At 64.7% G+C, this 23,835-nt stretch carries 23 protein-coding genes; 15 read left to right on the plus strand and 8 right to left on the minus strand.

Annotation, left to right across the window (positions count from 1 at the left end; genetic code table 11):
* Positions 1 to 204: 204 nt before the first annotated feature.
* The 7 genes from AC1RUR_RS31705 (at position 205) to AC1RUR_RS31735 (ending at position 6,774) form a co-directional block, all read left to right on the plus strand.
* Positions 205 to 960, plus strand: coding sequence for an ABC transporter ATP-binding protein (locus AC1RUR_RS31705; RefSeq protein WP_492851393.1), 756 nt, complete (start codon positions 205 to 207; stop codon positions 958 to 960).
* Positions 953 to 1,699: an ABC transporter ATP-binding protein gene (locus AC1RUR_RS31710; RefSeq protein WP_492851395.1), complete on the plus strand. Its 747-nt coding sequence runs from the start codon at positions 953 to 955 to the stop codon at positions 1,697 to 1,699. Before AC1RUR_RS31705 ends, AC1RUR_RS31710 begins: the two co-directional genes overlap by 8 nt.
* A gap of 35 nt (positions 1,700 to 1,734) precedes the next feature.
* On the plus strand, positions 1,735 to 2,958 hold the full coding sequence (locus AC1RUR_RS31715) for an ABC transporter substrate-binding protein (protein WP_492851397.1): 1,224 nt from the start codon (positions 1,735 to 1,737) through the stop codon (positions 2,956 to 2,958).
* Between the two features lie 74 nt (positions 2,959 to 3,032).
* Complete coding sequence (locus AC1RUR_RS31720) at positions 3,033 to 3,896, plus strand: branched-chain amino acid ABC transporter permease (RefSeq protein WP_106952223.1); 864 nt, start codon at positions 3,033 to 3,035, stop codon at positions 3,894 to 3,896.
* Between the two features lies 1 nt (position 3,897).
* Positions 3,898 to 4,866 carry a branched-chain amino acid ABC transporter permease gene (locus AC1RUR_RS31725; RefSeq protein ID WP_492851399.1) on the plus strand — a complete coding sequence of 323 codons (969 nt, stop codon included), beginning with the start codon at positions 3,898 to 3,900 and terminating at the stop codon, positions 4,864 to 4,866.
* A gap of 156 nt (positions 4,867 to 5,022) precedes the next feature.
* Positions 5,023 to 5,667 (plus strand): DUF47 domain-containing protein, encoded by a 645-nt coding sequence (locus AC1RUR_RS31730; protein WP_492851401.1) that lies wholly within the window; start codon positions 5,023 to 5,025, stop codon positions 5,665 to 5,667.
* Between the two features lie 99 nt (positions 5,668 to 5,766).
* Positions 5,767 to 6,774, plus strand: a complete 1,008-nt coding sequence (locus AC1RUR_RS31735) for an inorganic phosphate transporter (RefSeq protein WP_492851403.1) — start codon at positions 5,767 to 5,769, stop codon at positions 6,772 to 6,774.
* On the opposite strand, the gene sugE is transcribed toward AC1RUR_RS31735, so the two are convergent.
* Positions 6,767 to 7,081 carry a quaternary ammonium compound efflux SMR transporter SugE gene (gene sugE / locus AC1RUR_RS31740; RefSeq protein ID WP_492851405.1) on the minus strand — a complete coding sequence of 105 codons (315 nt, stop codon included), beginning with the start codon at positions 7,079 to 7,081 and terminating at the stop codon, positions 6,767 to 6,769. The two genes, AC1RUR_RS31735 and sugE, sit on opposite strands and share 8 nt — an antisense overlap.
* A 160-nt stretch (positions 7,082 to 7,241) precedes the next feature.
* Between sugE and AC1RUR_RS31745 the strand changes: the two genes are divergently transcribed.
* The 8 genes from AC1RUR_RS31745 (at position 7,242) to AC1RUR_RS31780 (ending at position 15,955) form a co-directional block, all read left to right on the plus strand.
* On the plus strand, positions 7,242 to 8,861 hold the full coding sequence (locus tag AC1RUR_RS31745; RefSeq protein WP_492851407.1) for a peptide chain release factor 3: 1,620 nt from the start codon (positions 7,242 to 7,244) through the stop codon (positions 8,859 to 8,861).
* Positions 8,862 to 8,966: 105 nt separating this feature from the next.
* Complete coding sequence (locus tag AC1RUR_RS31750; RefSeq protein ID WP_492851409.1) at positions 8,967 to 9,545, plus strand: UCP034077 family protein; 579 nt, start codon at positions 8,967 to 8,969, stop codon at positions 9,543 to 9,545.
* A 72-nt stretch (positions 9,546 to 9,617) separates the two neighbouring features.
* Positions 9,618 to 10,202, plus strand: a complete 585-nt coding sequence (locus AC1RUR_RS31755) for an NnrU family protein (protein ID WP_492851411.1) — start codon at positions 9,618 to 9,620, stop codon at positions 10,200 to 10,202.
* 73 nt (positions 10,203 to 10,275) lie between these two features.
* Positions 10,276 to 11,868, plus strand: coding sequence for a class I adenylate-forming enzyme family protein (locus AC1RUR_RS31760; protein ID WP_492851413.1), 1,593 nt, complete (start codon positions 10,276 to 10,278; stop codon positions 11,866 to 11,868).
* Between the two features lie 166 nt (positions 11,869 to 12,034).
* Positions 12,035 to 12,688 (plus strand): tetratricopeptide repeat protein, encoded by a 654-nt coding sequence (locus tag AC1RUR_RS31765; protein WP_492851415.1) that lies wholly within the window; start codon positions 12,035 to 12,037, stop codon positions 12,686 to 12,688.
* A 30-nt stretch (positions 12,689 to 12,718) separates the two neighbouring features.
* On the plus strand, positions 12,719 to 13,270 hold the full coding sequence (locus AC1RUR_RS31770) for a hypothetical protein (RefSeq protein WP_492851417.1): 552 nt from the start codon (positions 12,719 to 12,721) through the stop codon (positions 13,268 to 13,270).
* Between the two features lie 49 nt (positions 13,271 to 13,319).
* A complete protein-coding gene (gene der / locus AC1RUR_RS31775; protein ID WP_492851419.1) occupies positions 13,320 to 14,702 on the plus strand; it encodes a ribosome biogenesis GTPase Der in 1,383 nt (460 codons plus the stop codon).
* Positions 14,699 to 15,955, plus strand: coding sequence for a TCR/Tet family MFS transporter (locus tag AC1RUR_RS31780; RefSeq protein ID WP_492851421.1), 1,257 nt, complete (start codon positions 14,699 to 14,701; stop codon positions 15,953 to 15,955). Before der ends, AC1RUR_RS31780 begins: the two co-directional genes overlap by 4 nt.
* Positions 15,956 to 16,053: 98 nt before the next feature.
* Here the strand turns inward: AC1RUR_RS31780 and AC1RUR_RS31785 are convergent, their stop codons facing one another.
* From AC1RUR_RS31785 to radA, 7 genes are all read right to left on the minus strand, one after another.
* The gene (locus AC1RUR_RS31785) at positions 16,054 to 17,277 is read right to left on the minus strand and encodes an ABC transporter substrate-binding protein (RefSeq protein ID WP_492851423.1); all 1,224 of its coding nucleotides are present in this window, start codon (positions 17,275 to 17,277) and stop codon (positions 16,054 to 16,056) included.
* Positions 17,278 to 17,444: 167 nt separating this feature from the next.
* On the minus strand, positions 17,445 to 18,608 hold the full coding sequence (locus AC1RUR_RS31790) for an NHL repeat-containing protein (protein WP_492851425.1): 1,164 nt from the start codon (positions 18,606 to 18,608) through the stop codon (positions 17,445 to 17,447).
* A 91-nt stretch (positions 18,609 to 18,699) separates the two neighbouring features.
* Positions 18,700 to 19,440, minus strand: a complete 741-nt coding sequence (locus tag AC1RUR_RS31795; protein ID WP_492851427.1) for an SDR family NAD(P)-dependent oxidoreductase — start codon at positions 19,438 to 19,440, stop codon at positions 18,700 to 18,702.
* Between the two features lie 68 nt (positions 19,441 to 19,508).
* The gene (locus AC1RUR_RS31800; RefSeq protein WP_492851429.1) at positions 19,509 to 19,862 is read right to left on the minus strand and encodes an immunity 8 family protein; all 354 of its coding nucleotides are present in this window, start codon (positions 19,860 to 19,862) and stop codon (positions 19,509 to 19,511) included.
* Positions 19,863 to 19,872: 10 nt separating this feature from the next.
* The gene (purF, locus tag AC1RUR_RS31805; RefSeq protein ID WP_492851431.1) at positions 19,873 to 21,396 is read right to left on the minus strand and encodes an amidophosphoribosyltransferase; all 1,524 of its coding nucleotides are present in this window, start codon (positions 21,394 to 21,396) and stop codon (positions 19,873 to 19,875) included.
* 29 nt (positions 21,397 to 21,425) lie between these two features.
* Positions 21,426 to 22,055 (minus strand): CvpA family protein, encoded by a 630-nt coding sequence (locus AC1RUR_RS31810; protein WP_011086837.1) that lies wholly within the window; start codon positions 22,053 to 22,055, stop codon positions 21,426 to 21,428.
* Between the two features lie 167 nt (positions 22,056 to 22,222).
* Complete coding sequence (radA, locus tag AC1RUR_RS31815; protein WP_492851433.1) at positions 22,223 to 23,668, minus strand: DNA repair protein RadA; 1,446 nt, start codon at positions 23,666 to 23,668, stop codon at positions 22,223 to 22,225.
* Positions 23,669 to 23,835: the final 167 nt, after the last annotated feature.

Consider the following 23,835-nt stretch of genomic DNA (forward strand, 5'->3'; position numbering starts at 1 on the left):
CGCGACATCAAAACATCTCCGACTAAGGGAGCATTTGTATCCCAGCCGGAGGCCTGATCTGCTCAGCTTTCCGCCTTGCCTAACCCCCGTCACCTCCGGCATATTCCGCGCCCGGAGGCGGCGTTCCGGAGGGGCTCCAAGGCCTCCGGAAAGCCGAAGCAACAAGGACAGCCACGCAGCTAGCGCGGGCAGGGGGAAAACTGTTTGGCCGATGAGTTCATTCTCGAAACGGAAGGCTTGACCAAGGAGTTCGCGGGCTTCTTCGCTGTCCGCGACGTTGCGCTCAAGGTTCGCCGTGGGAGCATTCACGCGTTGATCGGCCCGAACGGCGCCGGCAAGACGACATGCTTCAATCTTCTGACCAAGTTCCTCAAGCCGTCGGCCGGAAAGATCTTGTACAAGGGGCAGGACATCACCGCGATGGCGCCGGCCGACGTGGCCCGCCTGGGACTTGTTCGTTCATTCCAGATCTCGGCGGTGTTTCCGCATCTCACCGCGCTGGAAAACGTCCGTGTCGCGCTTCAGCGCCAGCACGGCAGTTCGTTCGACTTCTGGCGCTCCAAGTCCGTGCTCAACCGTTTCAACGATCGCGCGCGCGACCTGTTGAACGATGTGGGCCTCAGCGAGTTTGCCAATACGCCCGCCGTCGAGATGCCCTACGGTCGCAAGCGCGCCCTCGAGATCGCAACCACGCTCGCGCTCGACCCCGAGATGATGCTGCTGGACGAGCCGATGGCCGGCATGGGCCACGAGGACATCGACAAGATCGCAGCGCTGATCAAGCGGATTTCCGCGAAATATACCATCCTGATGGTCGAGCATAATTTGAGCGTCGTGGCCAATCTCTCCGACATCATCACCGTGCTGACGCGCGGGCAGGTGCTCGCGCAGGGCCATTACACCGAGCTCACCAAGGACGAGCGCGTCAAGGAAGCCTATCTGGGAGCCGGTCATGGCTGACACTGCGATTGCCGCGGCTCCGGCGAAAGCTGCGACCGGCGGAAACATCCTCCAGGTCCGCAACCTGGAAGCCTGGTACGGCGAGTCCCACATCCTCCACGGGATCAACTTCGACGTGAACGCGGGCGAGGTCGTCACCCTGCTCGGGCGCAACGGCGCCGGCAAGACGACCACGCTGAAGTCGATCATGGGCATCATCGGCAAGCGTGCCGGCTCGGTGAAGTTCAACAACCAGGACATCATCCGCACGACCTCCGACAAGATCGCGCGGATGGGCATCGCGTTCTGTCCGGAGGAGCGCGGAATCTTCTCCAGTCTCGATGTGCGGGAGAATTTGCTGCTGCCCCCGGTGGTCCGCGCAGGCGGCCTGCCGCTCGAGCAGATCTTCGACCTGTTTCCGAACCTGAAGGAACGGCTCAACAGCCAGGGCACCAAGCTGTCCGGCGGTGAGCAGCAGATGCTGGCGATAGCGCGCATCCTGCGCACCGGCGCGAGCTTCCTGATGCTGGACGAGCCGACCGAGGGCCTTGCGCCTGTCATCATCCAGCAGATCGGCCACACCATTGCGCGGCTCAAGAAGGAGGGCTTCACGATCCTCCTCGTCGAGCAGAACTTCCGCTTCGCATCCACCGTCGCCGACCGCTACTACGTGGTCGAGCACGGCAAGATCATTGACGGATTTTCCAATGCGGAGCTTGCCGCCAACATGGACAAGCTCCACACCTATCTCGGCGTCTAGAACTGCCAACGAGAAAATTCAAAAAGGAAAGTTGCATGAAGACCAGGTCGATTGCGTCGTTGCTGCTGACCACCGCGCTCACCTTCGCCGCAGCCGGCGTCGCGTCCGCGCAGGACAAGACCGTCAAGATCGGCGCGCTGTCCGATCAATCGGGTCTCTATGCCGACCTCGGCGGCCCCGGCTCGACGCTCGCAGCCCAGATGGCGGTTGAGGATTCCGGCCTTGCAGCGAAGGGCTGGAAGATCGACATCATCTCGGGCGATCACCAGAACAAGCCCGACATCGGCACCGCGATCGCGCGGCAATGGTTCGACGTCGACAAGGTCGACATCATCGTCGACGTGCCGAATTCCGGCGTGGCGCTCGCCGTCAACAACGTCATCAAGGAAAAGAACGGCGTCTACATCAACTCGGGTGCGGCGACCTCGGATTTGACCAACGCGCAGTGCTCGCCCAACACGGTGCACTGGACCTACGACACCTACATGCTGGCCCACACGACGGGCCAGGCGCTGGTGAAGGCCGGTGGCGACACCTGGTTCTTCCTGACTGCGGACTACGCCTTCGGCGCCGCGCTCGAGCGCGACACCACGGCGGTCGTCACCGCCAACGGCGGCAAGGTGGTCGGCGGCGTCAAGCATCCGCTGAACACGCCGGACTTCTCGTCCTTCCTGCTCCAGGCGCAGTCGTCCAAGGCCAAGATCATCGGTCTTGCCAATGCCGGCGGCGACACCACCAACTCGATCAAGCAGGCGGCCGAGTTCGGCATCGGCAAGGGCGGACAGAAGCTCGCCGCGCTCTTGCTGTTCCTCACCGACGTCAAGGCGATCGGCCTGGAGACCGCGCAGGGCCTCAACTTCACCGAGACCTTCTATTGGGACATGAACGACCAGACCCGGGCGTTCTCCAAGCGCTTCGCCGACAAGATGAAGAACAACGCGCCGCCCACCATGGTGCAGGCCGGCGTCTATGCGGGCGTGCGTCATTATCTCAAGGCGCTCGAAGCGCTCGGCGGCAATCCGCATGACGGCGTCAAGGTCGTCGAGAAGATGAAGTCGATGCCGACCGAGGACGATCTGTTCGGCAAGGGCGAGATCCAGCCCAACGGCCGCACCATCCACAGCGCGTATCTGTTCGAGGTGAAGAAGCCCTCGGAGTCCAAGGGGCCGTGGGACTTCTACAAGCTGGTCGGCACGGTGTCGGGCGACCAGGCCTTCACGCCGCTCTCCGAAAGCAAGTGCGCGCTGCTGAAGAAGTAAGATAAACGGCCCGCAGGCCTTGAGGTCTGCGGGCAACTTTCAGGGGAAGGCCGAAGGGACCGGGTGCGGGATCGATGCAGGCTCTTTACGCTCAGCTACTGGTGGGACTGATCAACGGCTCGTTCTACGCGCTGCTCAGTCTCGGGCTTGCCGTGATCTTCGGCATGCTCAACATCATCAATTTCGCCCATGGCGCGCTCTACATGATGGGCGCCTTCGTCGCCTATTTCCTGCTCAACCTCGGCGGCATCAACTATTGGTGGGCGTTGCTGCTGGCGCCGATCATCGTCGGCATCTTCGGCATGATCCTGGAGCGGACCATGCTGCAATGGCTGACCGGGCTCGACCATCTCTATGGCCTGCTGCTGACCTTCGGCATCGCGCTGATCGTGCAGGGCGTGTTCCAGAACTATTTCGGCTCCTCCGGCCTGCCTTACGCCATTCCGGACCAGCTCAAGGGCGGCATGAATCTCGGCTTCATGTTCCTGCCGATCTATCGCGGCTGGGTCGTCATCTTCTCGCTGGTCGTGTGCATCGCCACCTGGTTCCTGATCGAGAAGACGCGGCTCGGCGCTTACCTGCGCGCCGCCACCGAAAACCCGACGCTGGTTCGCGCCTTTGGCGTCAACGTGCCGCGCATGATCACGCTGACCTACGGTCTTGGCGTCGGTCTTGCCGCGCTCGCGGGCGTGCTCTCGGCGCCGATCAACCAGGTGCGGCCGCTGATGGGCGCCGACCTCATCATCGTCGTGTTCGCCGTGGTGGTGATCGGCGGCATGGGATCGATCATGGGCTCGATCATCACCGGCTTCGCGCTTGGCGTGATCGAAGGCCTGACCAAGTATTTCTACCCCGAGGCCTCCAACACCGTCGTGTTCGTGCTGATGGTGCTGGTGCTCTTGGTGAAGCCAACGGGATTGACGGGAAGGGCGGCCTGATATGACAGCCTTGACGGACGACACGCTGCCGGTAACCCCGCGCGCGATGCGTGACGAGATGATCGTGTTCGTGGTGATGGCGCTGCTGCTGGCCGCAGTGCCATTCAGCGGCATCTACCCGTTCTTCGTGATGCAGGCGCTGTGCTTCGCGCTGCTCGCCTGCGCCTTCAATCTTCTGATCGGCTATGGCGGCCTGCTGTCGTTCGGCCACGCGATGTTCTTGGGAACCGCCGGCTATTGCAGCGCGCACGCGCTGAAGGTGTGGGCGCTGCCGCCGGAGCTCGGCATCCTCGTCGGCATTGCCGCCGCTTTCGTGCTCTCGCTCATCACCGGCTACATCTCGATCCGCCGCCAGGGCATCTATTTCTCGATGATCACGCTGGCGCTGTCGCAGCTGCTGTACTTCATCTATCTCCAGGCGCCGTTCACCCATGGTGAGGACGGCATCCAGGGCATCCCGCAAGGGCGCATGTTCGGTCTGTTCGATCTGTCGAAGCCGACGACCCTGTACTACGTCGTGCTGGTCGGCTTCCTTGCCGGCTTCCTGCTGATCTACCGCATCATCAACTCGCCGTTCGGCGAGGTGCTGAAGGCGATCCGCGAGAACGAGCCGCGCGCGATCTCGCTCGGCTACCGGACCGACCAGTACAAGTTCCTGGCGTTCGTCCTGTCGGGCACGCTGGCCGGCTTTGCCGGTTCGCTGAAGGTGTTCGTGGCGCAGAATGCCTCGCTCACCGACGTGCACTGGTCGATGTCGGGCGAGGTCGTGCTGATGACGCTGGTCGGCGGTCTCGGCACCATCTTCGGCCCCGTGGTCGGCGCCTTCGTGATCATCGCCATGCAGCAATATCTGGCCGGCTTCGGTCAGTGGGTGACGGTGATCCAGGGCTCGATCTTCGTGATCTGCGTGCTCACGTTCCGCCGCGGCGTCATCGGCGAAATCGCGCATTACTTGCGGCGTTCGCTCTAAGTGATTGATTTTTAATCAATTCACATATTGCGTGAAAGCGGTGGATGATCCGGCTCCGCGGGCGTGGGGTGGCACGCGCGCGGATCGAAAATGGTCTATGACAGTTTTGTGACGGCCCTCCCGGGCCGTGCCATTTCCAACCGGTAGTCTTTCCCCATGATGCGATGGTTTCGCGCTTTCCTGCCCAAGGAAGAACGGTTCTTCGACCTGTTCGACCGCCATGCCCAGACCGTGATCCAGGGCTCGATCGCGCTCCAGGGCGTGCTCAACGGAGGCGAGGAGACGCCGGTCTACTGCCAGCGTGTCAACCAGTTCGAGAACGACGCCGACAACATCACCCGCGAGGTGCTGACGGCGGTGCGCCGCACTTTCATCACGCCGTTCGACCGCGGCGACATCAAGAACCTCATCACCTCGATGGACGACGCCATCGACCAGATGCAGCAGACCGCCAAGGCCGTGATGCTGTTCGAGGTCCGCATCTTCGAGCCGCCGATGCGGGAGATTGGTGCGCTGTTGATCGAATGCGCCAATCTGGTCGGCCGCGCGCTGCCGCTGATGCAGTCGATCGGCCCGAACGTCGCGATGCTGACCGCGATCACCGAGGAGCTGACCAAGCTCGAAGGCCGCGTCGACGATCTCCACGACATCGGGATGAAGGAGCTGTTCCTCAAGCACCGCGCCGGCAATGCGATGGATTTCATCGTCGGCGTAGAGATCTACGACCATCTCGAAAAGGTGGCCGATCGCTTCGACGACGTCGCGAACGAGATCAACAGCATCGTCATCGAGCAAGTTTAGCGCATGATCCGGAAAAGTGTGCAGCGGTTTTCCTTCGCGACAAACGCGGAACGCGTTTGCGCGGAGATCATGCGCAAAGCGTAGAGTAGGGGCCTCGCCGTGGATGCTGCGTTGGGTCTTCCCGTCCTGGTCGGACTGATCGCCGTCGCGCTGCTGTTCGACTTCCTGAACGGCTTGCACGATGCCGCCAATTCGATCGCGACCATCGTCTCGACCCGCGTGCTGCGGCCGCAATTCGCGGTGTTCTGGGCCGCGTTCTTCAATTTCATCGCCTTCATGGTGTTCGGGCTGCACGTGGCCCAGACCATCGGCACCGGCATCATCGATCCCGCGGTGGTCGATGCCCAGGTGATCTTCGCAGCCCTCGTCGGGGCGATCGTCTGGAACCTCGTGACCTGGGGGCTTGGGATTCCGTCCTCGTCGTCGCATGCATTGATCGGCGGTCTCATCGGTGGCGGCATGGCCAAGGCGGGGATTTCGGCGGCGGTGTGGGGCGGATTGTCCAAGGCGGTGCTGGCGATCGTGCTGTCGCCGCTGGTCGGCTTCCTGCTTGCCATGATGCTGGTGGCGATCGTGTCCTGGCTTTCGGTGCGCTCGACGCCGTTCGCGGTCGATCGCGCCTTCCGCATCCTGCAATTCGCCTCCGCCTCGCTCTATTCGCTCGGCCATGGCGGCAATGACGCGCAGAAGACCATGGGGATCATCGCGGTGCTGCTCTATTCGCAGGGCCATCTCGGCGGTGAATTCTCGGTGCCGTTCTGGGTGGTGCTCTCCTGCCAGGCGGCGATGGCGCTGGGCACGCTGATGGGCGGCTGGCGCATCGTCCGCACCATGGGCCTGCGCATCACCAAGCTGACGCCGATGCAGGGCTTTTGTGCCGAGACCGGCGGCGCGGCGACCCTGTTCATGGCGACCTTCCTCGGGGTTCCCGTCTCGACCACCCACACCATCACCGGCGCGATCGTCGGCGTCGGCGCCGCTCGCCGGGTCTCCGCGGTGCGCTGGAACGTGGCCAGCTCGATCGTCTATGCCTGGGTGATCACGATCCCGGCCTCGGCGATCGTGGCGGCGCTGACCTGGTGGGCGGTCAAGATTTTCGTCAGGTGACGAGCTTCAGCCCGATGATCCCGGCAACGATCAGCCCGATGCTGGCAAGACGGAAGGCGGTGGCGGGCTCGCCGAACAGGATGATCCCGAGCGTCGCTGTGCCGACCGCGCCGATGCCGGTCCACACCGCATAGGCGGTTCCAACGGGCAGGGATTTGAGGGCTATCCCGAGCAGGATGACGCTGCCGGCCATGGCCGCGAGCGTGATGACGGACGGAACAAGCTTGGTAAAGCCCTCGGTGTATTTGAGGCCGATCGCCCAGGTGATTTCGAGAAGACCGGCGACGAACAGGATGCTCCAGGCCATGACGACCCCTCCATGCAAGGCAGGGTCGTCCCCGCGGCTGAGATGCTGATCAAGGGGAAGGCCGTCCTCCCCGAGAGGTCGATATGGGGCTGGCCGGGGGGCTGCGCAATCACCACATGAGGCTTGATCAGGCCCATTTTCCCTGCCAAACGCTCCCGCCATGTCCGACATCGCCATTCCAGCCGAATCGCCGGCCCGTTCCCCGCTTGCCACCGAGGTGGCGCGGCGGCGGACCTTTGCGATCATCTCCCACCCCGACGCCGGCAAGACCACGCTGACCGAGAAGCTGCTGCTGTTCGGCGGCGCCATCAACCTCGCCGGTCAGGTCAAGGCCAAGGGCGAGCGGCGCAACACGCGCTCGGACTGGATGAAGATCGAGCGCGAGCGCGGCATCTCGGTCGTGACCTCGGTGATGACCTTCGAGTTCGAGGGCCTCGTGTTCAACCTCCTGGACACGCCGGGCCACGAGGACTTTTCGGAAGACACCTATCGCACGCTGACGGCGGTCGATTCCGCCGTCATGGTGATCGACGCCGCCAAGGGCATCGAGGCGCGCACCCGAAAGCTGTTCGAGGTGTGTCGTCTTCGGGATATCCCGATCATCACCTTCATCAACAAGATGGACCGCGAGAGCCGCGACGTGTTCGAGCTGCTCGACGAGATCGAGAAGACGCTGGCGCTCGATACCACGCCGATGACCTGGCCGGTCGGCCGGGGCCGCGACTTCCTCGGCACTTATGACGTCGTCAACGGCGGCGTGCGCCTGCTCGAGGGCGGCGGGGCCAAGACCGGGGCGGCGCAGCAGATCGAGATCGAGGAGCTCGCCAAGCTCAACGCCAATCTCGACGTCTCCGCGGTGAAGGACGAGCTCGAGCTCGTCACCGAAGCGTCAAAACCGTTCGAGCTGGAGGCGTTTCGCGAGGGCCATCTGACGCCGGTCTATTTCGGCAGCGCGCTGCGCAATTTCGGCGTCGGCGATCTTCTCGAAGGCCTCGGCAAGTTCGCGCCCGAGCCGCGCGCCCAGGAGAGCGACCAGCGCAAGGTCGAGGCCACCGATCCGCGCATGAGCGCCTTCGTGTTCAAGATCCAGGCGAACATGGATCCCAACCACCGCGACCGCATCGCCTTCGCGCGCCTGTGCTCCGGCAAGCTCAGCCGCGGCATGAAGGCCAAGCTCGTGCGCACCGGCAAGAGCATGCCGCTGTCGAGCCCGCAATTCTTCTTCGCGCAGGACCGCTCGGTGGCGGACGAAGCCTTCGCCGGAGACGTCGTCGGCATTCCCAATCACGGCACGCTGCGCATCGGCGACACCCTGACCGAGGGCGAGGATTTCAACTTCGTCGGCGTGCCGAGCTTTGCGCCGGAAATCGTCCGCCGCGTGCGTCTCACCGACGCGATGAAGGCGAAGAAGCTGAAGGAAGCGCTTCAGCAGATGTCGGAAGAGGGCGTCGTGCAGGTGTTCCGCCCACGCGACGGCGCGCCGGCGCTGGTCGGTGTGGTCGGTGCGCTCCAGCTCGACGTGCTGAAGGCGCGGCTGGAGGCCGAATATTCCCTTCCGGTCGAGTTCGAGGTCAGCGAGTTCCAGCTTGCACGCTGGGTCTCGTCGGACGATCGCAAGAAGCTCGACACCTTCATCGCCGCCAACACCTCGAGCATCGCCGACGACGTCGACGGCGATCCCGTATATCTGGCGAGGAACGAGTTCTATCTCGGCTATACGAAGGAACGTGCCGAGGGGATCGAGTTCACCAACGTCAAGGACGTCAAGAAGAAGGGGTAAGGCGCGCCCAGGCCACTTGCGCGCGAGCATGTGAACGCGCGCGGACTTGACGCTTTCGCGGGCGATGCCACGTCTCGTTCAGGTGGCATTGCGAGCTCACGCATCATGTGGCGCGGCATCCTTGGTCTTGTCTTGTTGTCGGTGTTGACCGTCGCAGCCGACGCGCGGCCCCGGCAGATCAATCCGATCCCGTTCGCGCACGAGCCGTGCAGCGTGCTCGACGGCAGGCCTTGCACGCCGTCTTATTGCAGCCCGCTCGAGCCCGGGCCGTGCATCCCCGAGATCGACTATCCCTACGGTGAAAATCTCCAGCTCACGATCGAGAGCAGCCCGTCCGAGGCCGATCGCGCCAAATACCGGAGGCCGGATCATGACCTCGACACGATCGGCGACCTCTTCGCCGCGCTACGCTCCTGCTGGTCGCCGCCATCGGACAATGCGCGGGCCGGCATGCAGATGTCCGTGCGCTTCAGCTTCAACAAGGCGGGCGGCCTGATCGGCCCGCCGCGCCTCACCTACGCCACCGCGGGCGTTCCGGCCGAGACCCGAACGACGTACCTCAATGCGATCAATTCATCGCTGAAGGCCTGCCTGCCGCTGAAATTCACTGGCGGACTCGGCGGCGCCCTGGCGGGGCGGCCGATCGCGATCCGCTATGTCGATAATCGCGAGCCGGGCAAGTAGCGCATCGGTTGCGACCGGCGGCCAATCGATGATACGCCATGGGCGGGGGCGCTCGCCAAAGGGGAGGATGTCGTGGGTCTGCTGGTCATGATCCTGGGGCTGGTGCTGTTTTTCGCGGCCCATGTCTTCACAACGAAACGCGAGGCGCGCGCGCAGGCGATCGCAAGGCTGGGCGAGGGGACCTACAAGATCCTCTATTCGCTCGCCTCGCTTGCGGGGCTTGCGCTGATCATCTGGGGCTTTGCCCATTACCGCGCCACCGGCTGGATCGACGTCTGGTATCCGCCGAAGGCGATGAAGCACATCACGCTCGCGCTGATGCTGCCCGCAGTCATCCTGGTGGTCGCCTCCTATCTGCGCGGCCGCATCTATACGACGCTGAAGCATCCGATGCTGGCCGGTATCAAGCTGTGGGCGGCCGCACATCTGCTGGCCAACGGCGATCTCGGCTCGATCATCCTGTTCGGCTCGTTCCTGGGTTGGGCGGTGTATGATCGCATTTCGCTGAAACATCGCACCGACAGCGGCGGCCCGCCAATTCCGGTGGGCGGCGCCACCAACGACCTGATTGCGGTTGCGGTCGGCGTGGTTGCGTATCTGGCGCTGGCGTTCGCGTTCCATCCCGTCGTGATCGGCGTTCCTGTCGTCGGGGTCTAGCCGATCGGCACAAGACGGCACCCGCATGTCCGTGCGCGGAAGGTAACAAGAGCAACAAGCTTAGGACATCCCGATGGACTGGTCGCAATCTCAGATCCCGCCGATGCGGTTCGAGGCGCGCTTTGGCGATCGGGTTGTCCCGGCGTTCTGCGATCGGCCGGAAAGCCTGTGGGCGATGATTGCGGACGCCTGCGAGCGCAACGCCGACGGCGAGGCGCTCATAGCAGGCAATGTCCGGCTGAGCTGGCGGCAGGCTGTGGAGCAGTCTGCCCGGATCGCGGCGGGCTTTCGCAAGCTCGGATTGCAGCGCGGCGATCGTGTCGCGATCCTGCTCGGCAACCGCGTCGAATTTCCGCTGCTGCTGTTTGCCGCCGCGCATGAGGGCCTCGTCACGGTTCTGCTCAGCACGCGCCAGCAGAAGCCGGAGATCGCCTATGTGCTCACCGACTGCGGCGCCAAAATCCTGATCCACGAGGCCGGGCTTGCCGAGCGGTTGCCGGATGCGCGCGATGTGCCCGACGTGATCCATCGCGTTGCCGTCGACGACGACCCGCATGTGTCGCGCTTCGCGGTGCTCGCGGACAACGCCGCGGCCGCCGCACCAGTCGACGTGCACGAAGAGGACACCGCAATGATCCTCTACACCTCGGGCACGACAGGCAAGCCGAAGGGCGCGATGCTGGCGCATTGCAACATCGTCCATTCCTCGATGGTGTTCGCGTCCTGCCTGCAATTGACGGAAACGGACCGTTCGATCGCAGCAGTGCCGCTCGGTCACGTCACCGGTGTCGTCGCCAACATCACGACCATGATCCGCTGCGGTGGCGCGCTGATCATCATGCCGGAGTTCAAGGCCGCCGATTATCTCAAGCTCGCCGCGCGCGAGCGCGTCACCTACACGGTGATGGTGCCGGCGATGTACAATCTCTGCCTGCTCCAGCCCGATTTCGACGGCTATGATCTGTCGAGCTGGCGCATCGGCGGTTTCGGCGGCGCGCCGATGCCGGTTGCGACCATCGAGAAGCTCAAGGTGACGATTCCCGGCCTGAAGCTGATGAACTGCTACGGTGCGACCGAGACCACGTCGCCCTCGACGATCATGCCGGGCGAATTGACGGCGAGCCATATCGACAGCGTCGGCCTGCCGTGTCCCGGTGCGCGCATCGTCGCGATGGGAGCGGACGGGCGCGAGCTGCCGCATGGCGAGATCGGCGAGCTCTGGATCCAGAGCGCGTCCGTCATCAAGGGCTACTGGAACAACCCGAAGGCCACCGCCGAGAGCTTCACCAGCGGGTTCTGGCATTCGGGCGATCTCGGCTCGGTCGATGCGCAGGGATTTGTCCGCGTGTTCGACCGGCAGAAGGACATGATCAATCGCGGCGGACTGAAGATCTATTCGGCCGAGGTCGAATCCGTGCTGGCGGGCCATCCCGCGGTGATCGAGAGCGCGATCATTGCAAAAGCCTGTCCGGTGCTGGGCGAACGGGTCCACGCCGTGGTGGTGACGCGGAGCCCGGTTCCCGGCGACGCCTTGCGGGCCTGGTGCGCGGAGCGGCTGTCCGACTACAAGGTCCCTGAGACGATGGCGATCACCGCCGAGCCGCTGCCACGCAATGCCAATGGCAAGGTGCTGAAGCGGCAGTTGCGGGCGCTCCTGGGAACCTGAGCCGGACAGGCGGCTCCGGGCTCTCCCGGGTGGTTAACGCCTTGATTGGGCTCGCTTTGCCTTGCCACCGCCATATCGTTAGGCTACCTCGCCGCCACACGGGGGACGGGATTCCTGACGCGAACGCTTTGGCGCGCGCACCCGGATGGGCATGGGATTGGCATAAGTGTCTGAATTATTTGACGAAGTCGACGAGGAAGTACGTCGCGAACAGTTCAAGAAGCTGTGGGACAAGTATTCGATCTACTTCATCGCGCTGATGGTGCTGATCGTGGCTGCCGTCGGCGGCTGGCGCGGCTACCAATATCTGGAGGGCAAGAAGGCCGCCGAGGCCGGCGCCGCCTTCGAAAAGGCCGTCGAGCTGTCCGAGCAGGACAAGCACGCGGAGGCCGAGACGGCCTTCACCGAGCTCGCCGCCAAGGCTCCGTCGGGCTATCGCACCCTGGCGCGGCTGCATGCTGCGGCCGAGGTCGCTAGCCGCGATCCCAAGGCGGCCGCCAAGATGTATGACGAGATTGCCGCCGATCGCGGCGTCGGCGGCGAGTGGCAGGATCTGGCGAAGATACGCGCCGCCGGCCTGCTGGTCGACAGCGCTGGCTATGCCGACATGCAGCAGCGGCTGGAGGCTTCCGCCACGCCCAAATCGACGTTCCGCCACAGCGCTCGCGAGATGCTGGCGCTGTCGGCCTGGCGCAACAACGACACGACCGCGGCCCGCAAATGGCTCGACGCGATCGCCGAGGACGGCGAAACGCCGCCGGGCCTGCGCTCGCGCGCCGAGGCGCTCCAGGCCCTGCTGCCGCCCGTCGCCAAAAGCTGACGGTCCCGAGAGCTGAGACGAGACACCAATATGCGCCGCACGCCACGCTTGATCGCAGCCGCCGTCCTGATCGCCTTCACGGGCGTCCTGGGCGGCTGCTCCAGCTTCGATCCGAGCGATCTGCTCGATTTCCTCGACACCAAGAAGAAGCTGCCGGGTGATCGCAAGCCGGTCTTTCCCGAGGGCGTGCCGGGCCTCGAGCAGGGCGTGCCGAAGGAGATGTACAAGGGCGCGCAGCAACAGCCCGATCCGAATGCGCCTGCCGTTGCAGCTTTGCCCGCGGAGCCGCAGCCTGAGTCGGCCAAGCCGGCAAAGGGTGCCAAGGCGAAGAAGACCAGACAGCCGGCTGCCAGCGCGGCAGCGCCCGCCGATGCGCCTGCCGGTGAAGTCGATGGCGAGGCCCAGCCGGAGGCTGCGCCCCCAACGGCGGCTCCGCCGCCCAGGCAGAAGATCGTGCGCAAGCGCACCACCGCGCCGCCGCCCGATCAGCCCGTCCAGCAGGCCCAACCGACCCAGACCACGCAGCAGCAATCGCAGGGCAGCTTCCCGGCGCCGCTGCCGAGCGGCAGCTTCTCGCGCTAATGATTTCATTGCATTGACAGGCGCGGCCTTCGCAGCGCACGAATGACCGATGTCCTTCACGATTGCCATTATCGGCCGGCCCAATGTCGGCAAATCGACGCTGTTCAACCGCCTGGTTGGGCAAAAGCTCGCGCTCGTCGATGACCTGCCGGGCGTCACCCGCGACCGCCGCGAGGGTGAGGCCAGGCTCGGCGACCTCGAATTCACCATCATCGACACCGCCGGCCTCGACGAGGGCGCCAAGGGCTCGCTGACCGCGCGGATGCAGGAGCAGACCGAGACCGCGATCGCGCAGGCCGACGCGCTGTTCTTCGTCGTCGATGCCCGCATCGGCCTCACGCCGACCGACCGGGCCTTTGCCGATTTCGCCCGCAAGGCCAACAAGCCGGTGCTGCTGGTCGCCAACAAGAGCGAAGGCAAGCATGGCGATGCCGGTGCGATGGAAGCCTTCGCGCTTGGTCTTGGCGATCCCATCCAGATCTCGGCCGAGCACGGCGAGGGCATGGGCGAGCTGTATGACGCCCTCGCCAAGCTGATGCCGGAGCCCGTCCACGACGATGAGGATGAGGACGACGCGCCGCTCACCGAGGAAGAGGCCGCCACGCGCCCGATCCGGGTCGCCGTCGTCGGCCGGCCCAATGCGGGCAAGTCGACATTCATCAATCATCTGCTCGGCGAAGAGCGTCTGCTGACGAGTCCGGAGGCCGGCACCACGCGCGATTCCATCGCGGTCGAGATCAACTGGAAGGGCCGCGAATTTCGCGTGTTCGATACCGCGGGTCTCCGCCGGCGCTCGCGCATCGAGGAAAAGCTCGAAAAACTCTCGGTTGCGGACGCGCTGCGCGCGGTGCGCTTTGCCGAAGTCGTCGTGATGATGATGGACGCACAGAACCGCTTCGAGGAGCAGGATCTGCGCATTGCCGACCTGGTCGAGCGCGAGGGCCGCGCGCTGGTGCTTGCGGTCAACAAATGGGACCTGATGGAAAGCAAGGGCGGCGGCGCCATCTCCAATTTGCGCCGTGATGCCGACCATTTGCTGCCGCAGGTCAAAGGTGTACCGATCGTCGCGGTGTCGGGCCTGATGGGCGAGGGCATCGACCGTCTGATGCAGGCGGTCCAGGACGCTTATGCGGTCTGGAACAGGCGCGTGTCGACCGCAGCGCTCAATCGCTGGTTCGAGCAGGCGGTCCAGGCCAATCCGCCGCCGGCAGTGTCCGGCCGCAGGCTGAAGCTGAACTACATCACGCAGACGAAGGCACGGCCGCCGAGCTTCGTGCTGTTCTGCTCGCGCGCCGACGCGGTGCCGCAGTCGTATTTGCGCTACCTGACCAATTCCATGCGCGAGACCTTCGATCTGCCGGGCACGCCCGTGCGCATCACGTTGCGCGAGAAGGCCAATCCGTTCGCGCACAAGCGCAAGCGGCCGTCGTGAGCAGCGATGCCGGGGAGGCGATGGCGCAGGGCGCTACGCCGGTCCGGCGCGGCGCGGTCGCCTTCATCTTCGTCACCATCCTGCTCGACATGCTCGCGCTCGGCGTGATCATGCCGATCCTGCCGAAGCTCATCGAGAGCTTCGTCGACAACGACACCGCGCATGCAGCCCGCATCTTCGGCCTGTTCGGCACCGCCTGGGCGCTGATGCAGTTCGTATTCTCGCCGGTGCTGGGAGCGTTGTCGGATCGCTTCGGACGGCGGCCGGTGGTGCTGTTGTCGAATTTCGGACTCGCCGCCGACTACGTGCTGATGGCGCTCGCGCCGTCGCTTGTCTGGCTGTTCATTGGCCGCGTGATCTCCGGCATCACGTCGGCGAGCATCTCGACCGCGTTCGCCTACATCGCCGATATCACGCCGCCGGAACGGCGCGCGGCGGTCTTCGGCAGGATTGGTGCGGCCTTCGGCGCCGGCTTCATCCTGGGCCCGGCGCTCGGCGGCCTGCTCGGCGACATCGATCCGCGGCTGCCGTTCTGGGCGTCGGCTGCGCTGAGCTTTGCCAATGCGCTCTATGGGCTCTTCGTCCTCCCGGAATCGCTGGCGCCCGACAAGCGCGCGCCGTTCCGCTGGACCCGCGCCAATCCGGTCGGGGCGCTGCATCTGCTGCGGTCCAACGCGATGCTGGCCGGGCTGTCGATCGTCAACTTCATCGCGCAGGTCGCACATGTCGTGCTGCCGTCGACCTTCGTGCTTTATGCGACCTATCGCTACGGCTGGGATTCCAAGACGGTTGGGCTGACGCTCGCGATGGTCGGCATCTGTGCCATGGTGGTGCAGGGGCTCGCCATCGGCCCGATCGTGCGCGCGCTCGGCGAGCGGAAGGCGCTGCTGATGGGCCTGTGCTGTGGCGCGATCGGCTTCGTGATCCTGGGCGTTGCGCCGACCGGACCGCTGTCCTGGCTCGGCATTCCCGTGCTGGCGCTGTGGGGCATTTCGGGTGCGGCCTCACAATCGCTGATGACGCGGATGGTTGCGCCCGATCAGCAGGGCCAGCTGCAGGGCGCCACCGCGAGCGTGCAGAGCGTCTCGCAGCTGGTCGGACCGTTCCTGTTCACGCTGACATTCTCGTATTTTATCGGTGCCAGCGCGCCGTGGCATCTGCCCGGCGCGCCATTTTTGCTCGCGGGCGCATTGATGGTGGTGTGTGTGGCGATGGCGATGCGGACGTTGGCCGCAACAAAGACAGTCCCGTAAGGTGGGCAAAGGCGCCTAGGCGCCGTGCCCACCATCGCTTTGTGACCCGAAGAAGCGGTGGGCACGCTTCGCTTTGCCCACCCGACGTTAGCTATGGCTTACTTCTTCACCAGCGGGCAATCGCTGTCCTTGAGCGGCTTGGCTGCGTCTTCCGGTGCGATCGTGGCGATTTGCTTGTAGTAGTCCCAGGGACCCTTCGACTCCTCGGGCTTCTTGACCTCGAACAGATAGGCCGGGATGAGGCGGCGTCCGTCCTGGCGCAGCGGCCCGTTGCCGAACAGCGGATCGTCGGTCGGAAGCTCCTTCATCTTGGCGACGACCTTGGCGCCGTCATGCGGATTGCCGCCGAGCGCATCCATTGCCTTGAGATAGTGCAGCACCATCGCATAGTTGCCGGCCTGCGTCATTGACGGCATCGCGTTCTTGCTGGCCAGTGCCGAGAAGCGCTTGGACCATTCGCGGGTCTTGTCGTTCAGGTCCCAGTAGAATGATTCGGTGAAGGTCAGGCCTTGGGCGGTCTTGAGGCCCAGTGAGTGCACGTCGTTGATGAACAGCAGCAGCGCGGCGAGTTTCTGGCCGCCCTGGACGATGCCGAACTCGGCCGCCTGCTTGATGGCGTTGGTGGTATCGCCGCCCGCATTGGCGAGACCGACGATCTTGGCCTTTGAGGATTGCGCCTGGAGCAGGAAGGACGAGAAGTCCGCGGTGTTGAGCGGGTGCTTGACGCCGCCGAGCAGCTTGCCGCCATTGGCGGTGACGACGGCGCTGGTGTCGCGTTCGAGCGCATGGCCGAACGCGTAGTCGGCGGTCAGGAAGAACCAGCTGTCGCCGCCGGCCTTGGTCAGTGCCTTGCCGGTGCCGTTGGCGAGCATGTAGGTGTCGTAGGTGTAGGAGATCGTGTTCGGCGTGCAGGCCTTGCCGGTCAGGTCCGCGGTGGCGGCGCCCGAATTGAGCAGCACCGCATTCTTCTCCTTCACGAGGTTGCTCACTGCGAGTGCCACGCCGGAGCTCGGCGTGTCCGCGATCGCGTCTACCTTGTCATTGTCGATCCACTGCCGGGCGATGTTGACGCCGACGTCAGGCTTGTTCTGGTGATCGCCGCTCAGCACCTCGATCTTCCAGCCCTTCTTGAGCAGGCCGGAATCCTCGACCGCCATCTTGATTGCGACCACCGAGTTCGGGCCACCGATGTCGGCGTAGAGGCTCGACATGTCATTGAGCACGCCGATCTTGACGGTTTTGTCTTGGGCGGAAGCGGATGTGGCAAAACCGAAAGCGGCGCAGGCCAGAAGGGCCGCAGTGCGGCGCGCGAACGTCGTCATAAAAGATCTCCTCCATTGTCAAATATGCGGACGGCTCTCTTGCGGAGCCTTGGTCCGGCTGATGGCTCTACCGTGTCCCGCGGCCATCGGCAATGCACCTAAAGCCGGATGACGCTGTGTCGAAGTGTCATCCGTCGGTTAACTTTTGGGCAAAATGCGTCAAGACGCTATTTGAGCGCGTCCGACGTCAGCTTGAATTTCTGGATGCGCTTTCCGGTGTCGACCTCGGCGGTATAGACGTTACCCTTGGCATCGATCGCCATGGCATGCACCCAGTGGAATTGACCGGCATTGCGGCCGCTATGGCCGAAGCTGCCGACCACGCTGCCGTCGTCGCGCCTGATCACCCGGATCTCGTTGTTCTCGCCGTCGGCGCTGAGCAGAAAGGTCTGCTTCGGATCGGGCCAGATCGCGATGTCCCACACCGCGCCATTGCCGAGCGTGTTCCTCTCGAAGAAGAACTCCTTCACGAAAGTGCCGTCCTTCCTGAACACCTGGATGCGGTTGTTGATGCGGTCGCAGACGTAGACCAGGCCGTCATTGGCGAGCTTGACGCAGTGGACGGGGTTGCCGAATTGCTGGGCAATCGGGGCTTTGGGATCGTAGGGGGCCTGCTTGTCGTCGTTTGGCTTGTTGCCGTAGGCGCCCCAGTGCCGCTTATAGGTCAGCGTACTCGCGTCGAACACGATGACGCGGCGGTTGCCATAGCCATCGGCGACGTAGATCTCGTTCGCCTCCTTGTCGATCGCGGTCTCGGCGGGCTTGCCGAGCTGCGTCGTGTCGTTGCTGCCGAGGCTCGGCGCGATCTTGCCGATCTGGGCGACGAACTTGCCGTCGAGCGTGAACTTCAGGATCGCGTTGTCATTGTCGGCATTGCCGCCGATCCAGACGAAGCCGCGCTCGTCGACCTCGATGCCGTGCTCGCGTCCGACCCATTCGTAGCCTTCGCCCGCACCGCCCCAGGAGCGCAGCAGATTGCCGTCCGTGTCGAACTCGAGGACGGGCGGCGCCGACACGCAGCATTTCGAGCGCGGCGGAGTGAGGCTCGCGCCTTTTTCGTCGTCGGTGAGCGAACGCGGGCGATGGATCACCCAGATATGGCCCTGCCAGTCGACGGTGATGCCGCCGACCTGGCCGAGGATCCAGTTGTTCGGCAGCGGTTTTGGCCAGGAGGGATCGACGGCGAAGGTCGGGACATCGCCGGCTGTCGCCGTGACCGGAAGCGCACATGCGAGTGCCGCGATCAGGATCGAGAGGGCGTGAGAGACGCGTGTGAGCGTCCGGTTGAGGCCAGTGCGATCATGCCTTGCACGATCAAGCTGCGGCGTCATGGCAACCTCCCTTTTTGGCTTGCGACTTTTCTGCCGCTTGAGCGCGGGCAGTCAATCGCGGGGAGGGCCTCAAGTCAATCAGGCAAGGCAATTACGCTGGCGAGCGGAAGCTCATCAAGGTTCGCGTCTTGTAGTCGTAGAACTTGCCGGTCTCGGTCCACTCGGGCGCGCACATCGGGACGATGAATTCGACGACCTGCTCGGGCGTGTCGAGCGTGGCAGGGTCCTCGCCCGGCATCAGGGTTGCGCGCATGCGGGTGCGGACCGGGCCGGGGTTGAACAGGTTGATGCGCAGCGGCGTGTTCGCGGTCTCCTGCGCCCAGGCGCGCGCCAGCGTTTCCAGCGCGGCCTTGGAGGCGGCGTAGGGGCTGACATAGGCGGTCGCCTTGTTGGCGGCGCCCGAGGTGACGAACACGGCGCGCCCGGCATCCGACTGCTTCAGCAACGGCTCCATGCAGCGGATCAGCTGGAAGTTCGCGGAGACGTTGACCGCCATCACGTCGTTGAAGGTCTTCAGCTCGATATGGCCGACCGGCGAGGAGGGGCCGAGCACGCCGGCATTGCCGACCAGGATGTCGAGCTTGCCGTAGCGTTCGTGAAGGCCCGCTCCGAGCCGCGCGATGCCGTCGGAATCGGTGAGGTTGAGCGGCACCAAGGTGGCGCTGCCGCCGGCTTTCCGGATCTCGTCGTCGAGCTCCTCAAGCCCGCCCTGCGTGCGCGCCACTGCAACAATATGCGCGCCGGCCTTGGCCAGGGCCTCGGCGGTAGCAAAACCGATGCCGCGTGAGGCGCCGGTGACGAGAGCGATGCGGTTGGCGAGGGGCTTTGTCATGGCGGGGTTTTACAGGCCTGGATGGCCGGGACAAGCCCGGCCGAGCCAAAATCCGACCGCAGATCGGGTCAGGGCGTGTAGTTCTCGAATTCCCAGGAGCCGAGGAGGCCAACTTTTTCGGCAACCTCTTTCCAGCTATTGCCCATGCATCTCTGGCAATAGCCGCGCACGTATCGTTCGAGCGCAGGGTAGTCGTATTCCTTGACGAACAGGAAGTGTCTTCCCGGGACATGAGCGTCTCTCATGTTCTTCGCGAACCACTCCGGAGTGCATAGAGTGAATCCAAAGGACTCCTCGCCCGGCCCGTCAGCCGGGCCGACCATTGCCGAAATGTAAATTCCGAACGGGCCTTCAGGCCAAAATGCTTCCAGCGATGGCGTGTCGCTGCATGATAGCCGTCTGAGGTTGGCTACAACGACCATGCCCGCGTCGTCAGCTCGCCTCCGCCAGCAGCGACAGCTGCCGTGGCTGCTGCTCGGTCTGGGTCTGGTCGGTGAGGTGGGTCGGATAGGCCCCGGTGAAGCAGTGATCCGAGAATTTCGGATTGGCGGGGTCGCGGCCGGGCTCGCCCATGGCGCGGTACATGCCATCGATCGACAGGAAGGCGAGCGAGTCGGCGCCGATGATCTCGCGCATCTCGTCCAGCGAATGCGTCGCGGCCAGGAGGCCGCCGCGGTCCGGCAGGTCGATGCCGTAATAATCGGGATAGAGGATCGGGGGCGAGGCGAGGCGGAAATGCACTTCCTTGGCGCCGGCATCGCGCATCATGCGCACGATTTTCTTCGAAGTGGTGCCGCGCACCAGCGAGTCGTCGATCAGGATGATGCGCTTGCCTTCGATCGCGGCGCGGTTGGCCGAATGCTTCATGCGCACGCCGGATTCGCGGATCGCCTGCGTCGGCTGGATGAAGGTGCGGCCGACATAATGGTTGCGGATGATGCCGAGCTCGAACGGCACGCCGGAATGCTGGCTGTAGCCGATCGCGGCGGGCACGCCGGAATCCGGCACCGGCACGACGACGTCGATCGGCACATGGCTCTCGCGCGCGAGCTGCGCACCGAAGGCCTTGCGCACCTCGTAGACCGAGCGGCCGTGCACGATGGAATCCGGCCGGGAGAAATAGATGTACTCGAAGATGCAGGGACGCGGTGCGATCGGCGGGAACGGCTTGTGGATGTCCTGGCCGTTCTCGTCGAACACGATGACTTCGCCCGGCTCGATGTCGCGGATGAAGCGGGCGCCGATGATGTCGAGTGCGCAGGTCTCCGAGGTCAGGATCGGGCAGCCATCGAGCTCGCCGAGCACCAGGGGGCGGATGCCGCGCGGGTCGCGCGCGCCGACCAGCTTCTTGTTGGTCAGCGACACCAGCGCATAGGCGCCCTCGATCTCGCGCAGCGCGTCGATGTAGCGCTCGATGAAGCGGCTGCGCCTGGAGCGCGCGACCAGATGCAGGATCACCTCGGTGTCGGTGGTCGACTGCATCATCGCGCCGCTCTTCACGAGCTCGCGGCGCAGCGTCAGGCCGTTGGTGAGGTTGCCGTTGTGGGCGACCGCGAGGCCGCCGGCATTGAGCTCGGCGAACAGCGGCTGCACGTTGCGCAGGATGGTGGCGCCGGTGGTGGAGTAGCGGACATGGCCGACCGCGACATTGCCGGGCAGGCGGTCGATCACCTCGCGGCGGGAGAAGGTGTCGCCGACGAGACCGAGGCGGCGTTCCGAGTGAAAGCGGCTGCCGTCATAGGAGACGATGCCGGCGGCTTCCTGGCCGCGGTGCTGGAGGGCGTGGAGACCGAGGGCGGTGATCGCGGCGGCGTCGGGGTGGCCGTAGATGCCGAAGACGCCGCATTCCTCGCGCAGCGTATCCCCCTCCAGATCGTCCTGTAGCTCAATCGCGGCTGGGCCAGAGGGCCGGTTCAAGTCGAGATCAAGCTGGGCGTCCTGGTCAGGGTGTCGCATCTCGTCCGCGCCTCTCTATTAGGGCCTAATCAACGCGCCGCAGGTTTCTCGATCAGCTTTTTCAGGCTGTCACGAGCAGGTTTACTGTATCCGTCGCCACTGCCCGAAGGCTGCTGCTCGGAATCAGCTTGATCATCATCTGGTTTGTTTTTCTTGAATCTCTTCAAGATGGTGTTCTCGGGGTCGTCGGGCAAGAGGGCCATCAGCCAATCCCCGGTTCCCTGGAGCACAACGCGGGATTTCGCTCCCGTGACCCAGTCCGGGCGCTGCTTGTCCGGCACCAGCCAGGTGAAGAACAGGAAGGCGACCACGACGATCAAAAGGCCGCGAGCCAGCCCAAACAGGAAGCCGAGGGTGCGATCCAGCGCGCCGATCCGCGAATCCAGGATCATGTCGGAGATCCGGACGGTGATCACGGAGACCACGACCAGGGTACCCACGAACACGCCGGCAACCACGACCACGCTCGCGACCGTGTCGTTGTTGAAATAGGTCTTTGCGGTCGGCAGCAGCTTGGAAAAGGAATACAGCGTCACGATCGCCGCCGCGCCCCAGGCCGCGATCGACAGGATTTCGCGCATGAAGCCGCGGACCATGGCAAGCAGGCCCGAAATCAGCATCACACCGAGCAGGATCAGGTCGAGGAGTGTTACTGGCATCGGCTGGTCTGGTCCGCTCGTACTCTCAAAGGTGCTCAGCGAATCGGTGTTTGGCCGCCGCCCTAAAAGAGGGGCAGACGGCGTTCCCGGCAAGGCCGCAACCACGCAATCCCATGCTGCTTTTGTGACGGCTGTATAGCTGCGGGGGCCGTGGACGTCACCTCCACCTAACCCTCTCCGCGGCGGAATCTTGCCGGTGTGGCATTTTTCTCTGCCGAACCGCCGGATTCGCCCCGGCGGGAGCCGCGGGCGGCGATCTCGGCCACCAATGTCGTCAGGCTGTTCACCGCGTTGAGCGACAGTCCGGCGTCGCCGCCGGTCTCGCCCCGGGCCGATTCGGGCAGCACGGCGCGCTGGAAGCCGAGTTTTGCAGCTTCCTTCAGCCGGGCCGGGGTCTGCGCCACCGGGCGGACCACGCCGGAGAGCGAAATCTCGCCGAAATAGACCGCGTCCGTGGGTAACTGCGCATTAACCAGGGACGACACCAGTGCCGCGGCGGCGGCGAGATCAGCCGCCGGCTCGTGGATGCGCAAGCCGCCTGCGACGTTCAGATAGACGTCGTGGCCGGACAGTTTGACCCCGCAATGGGCCTCCAGCACCGCCAGCACCATCGAGAGCCGGCTCGGGTCCCAGCCGACCACCGCCCGGCGCGGGGTGCCGAGCGAGGTCGGGGCGACCAGCGCCTGCAATTCGACCAGGACGGGCCTCGTGCCCTCGATCCCCGCGAACACCGCGGTGCCGGGCGTGCCGAGATCGCGCTCCGACAGGAACAGCTCGGAGGGGTTGGTGACCTCGCGCAGGCCAAGGCCTGTCATCTCGAACACGCCGATCTCGTCGGTCGGGCCGAAACGGTTCTTGACCGCGCGCAGGATGCGGAATTGCTGCGAGCCTTCGCCCTCGAACGACATCACGGCATCGACCATGTGCTCGACCACGCGGGGGCCGGCGATCTGGCCGTCCTTGGTGACATGGCCGACCAGGATGATGGCCGCGCCGGTCTTCTTGGCGAAGCGGATCAGCGCCTGCGCCGAGGCGCGCACCTGCGTTACCGTGCCGGGTGCGGATTCCACCGTGTCGGTCCACATGGTCTGGATCGAGTCGATCACGATCAGCCGCGGTACCGTGCCTTCCGACAGCGTCGAGACGATGTCCTCCACCGACGTCTCGGCCGCCAGCTGCACCGGTGCGTCGGACAGGCCGAGCCGCTCGGCGCGCAGGCGCACCTGCGCGACCGCCTCTTCGCCGGAGATGTAGACGATGCGGTGGCCGGTGCGCGCCATCAGGCTGGTTGCCTGCGTCAGCAGCGTCGATTTGCCGATGCCGGGATCGCCGCCGACCAGCAGCACCGAGCCGCGGACGAAGCCGCCGCCGGTGACGCGGTCGAGCTCGGTCATGCCGGAGGACAGGCGCGGCGCGTCCGGCGTCTTTCCCGACAGGCTCTCCAGCGCGAACGTCCGGCCCTTGCGCTTGGAGCGGATCGACACCGGCACGCTGCCGGTCGTGTCCTCCTCGGCGAGCGTATTCCACTCGCCGCAGGACTCGCACTTTCCCTGCCAGCGGTTATAGGCCGCGCCGCAGTTCTGGCAGACGAAGGAAAGCGTGTTCTTGGCCATGGGACGGTTGAGTCGGAGGTCTTGCTGCCTGCTGATAGCACGGAATGGCGGGCGGTGAGGCCGACCGCCCGCGCGCTCAATATCGCAATTCGACGCAACCGGTACATCCTTTGTTAGTTCTGGGTCGCATCACCGCGCCGGGCTTTGCCAAATGTTAGCGGACGCGG

The organism is Bradyrhizobium sp. GW821-FHT12B03 (assembly GCF_058807535.1).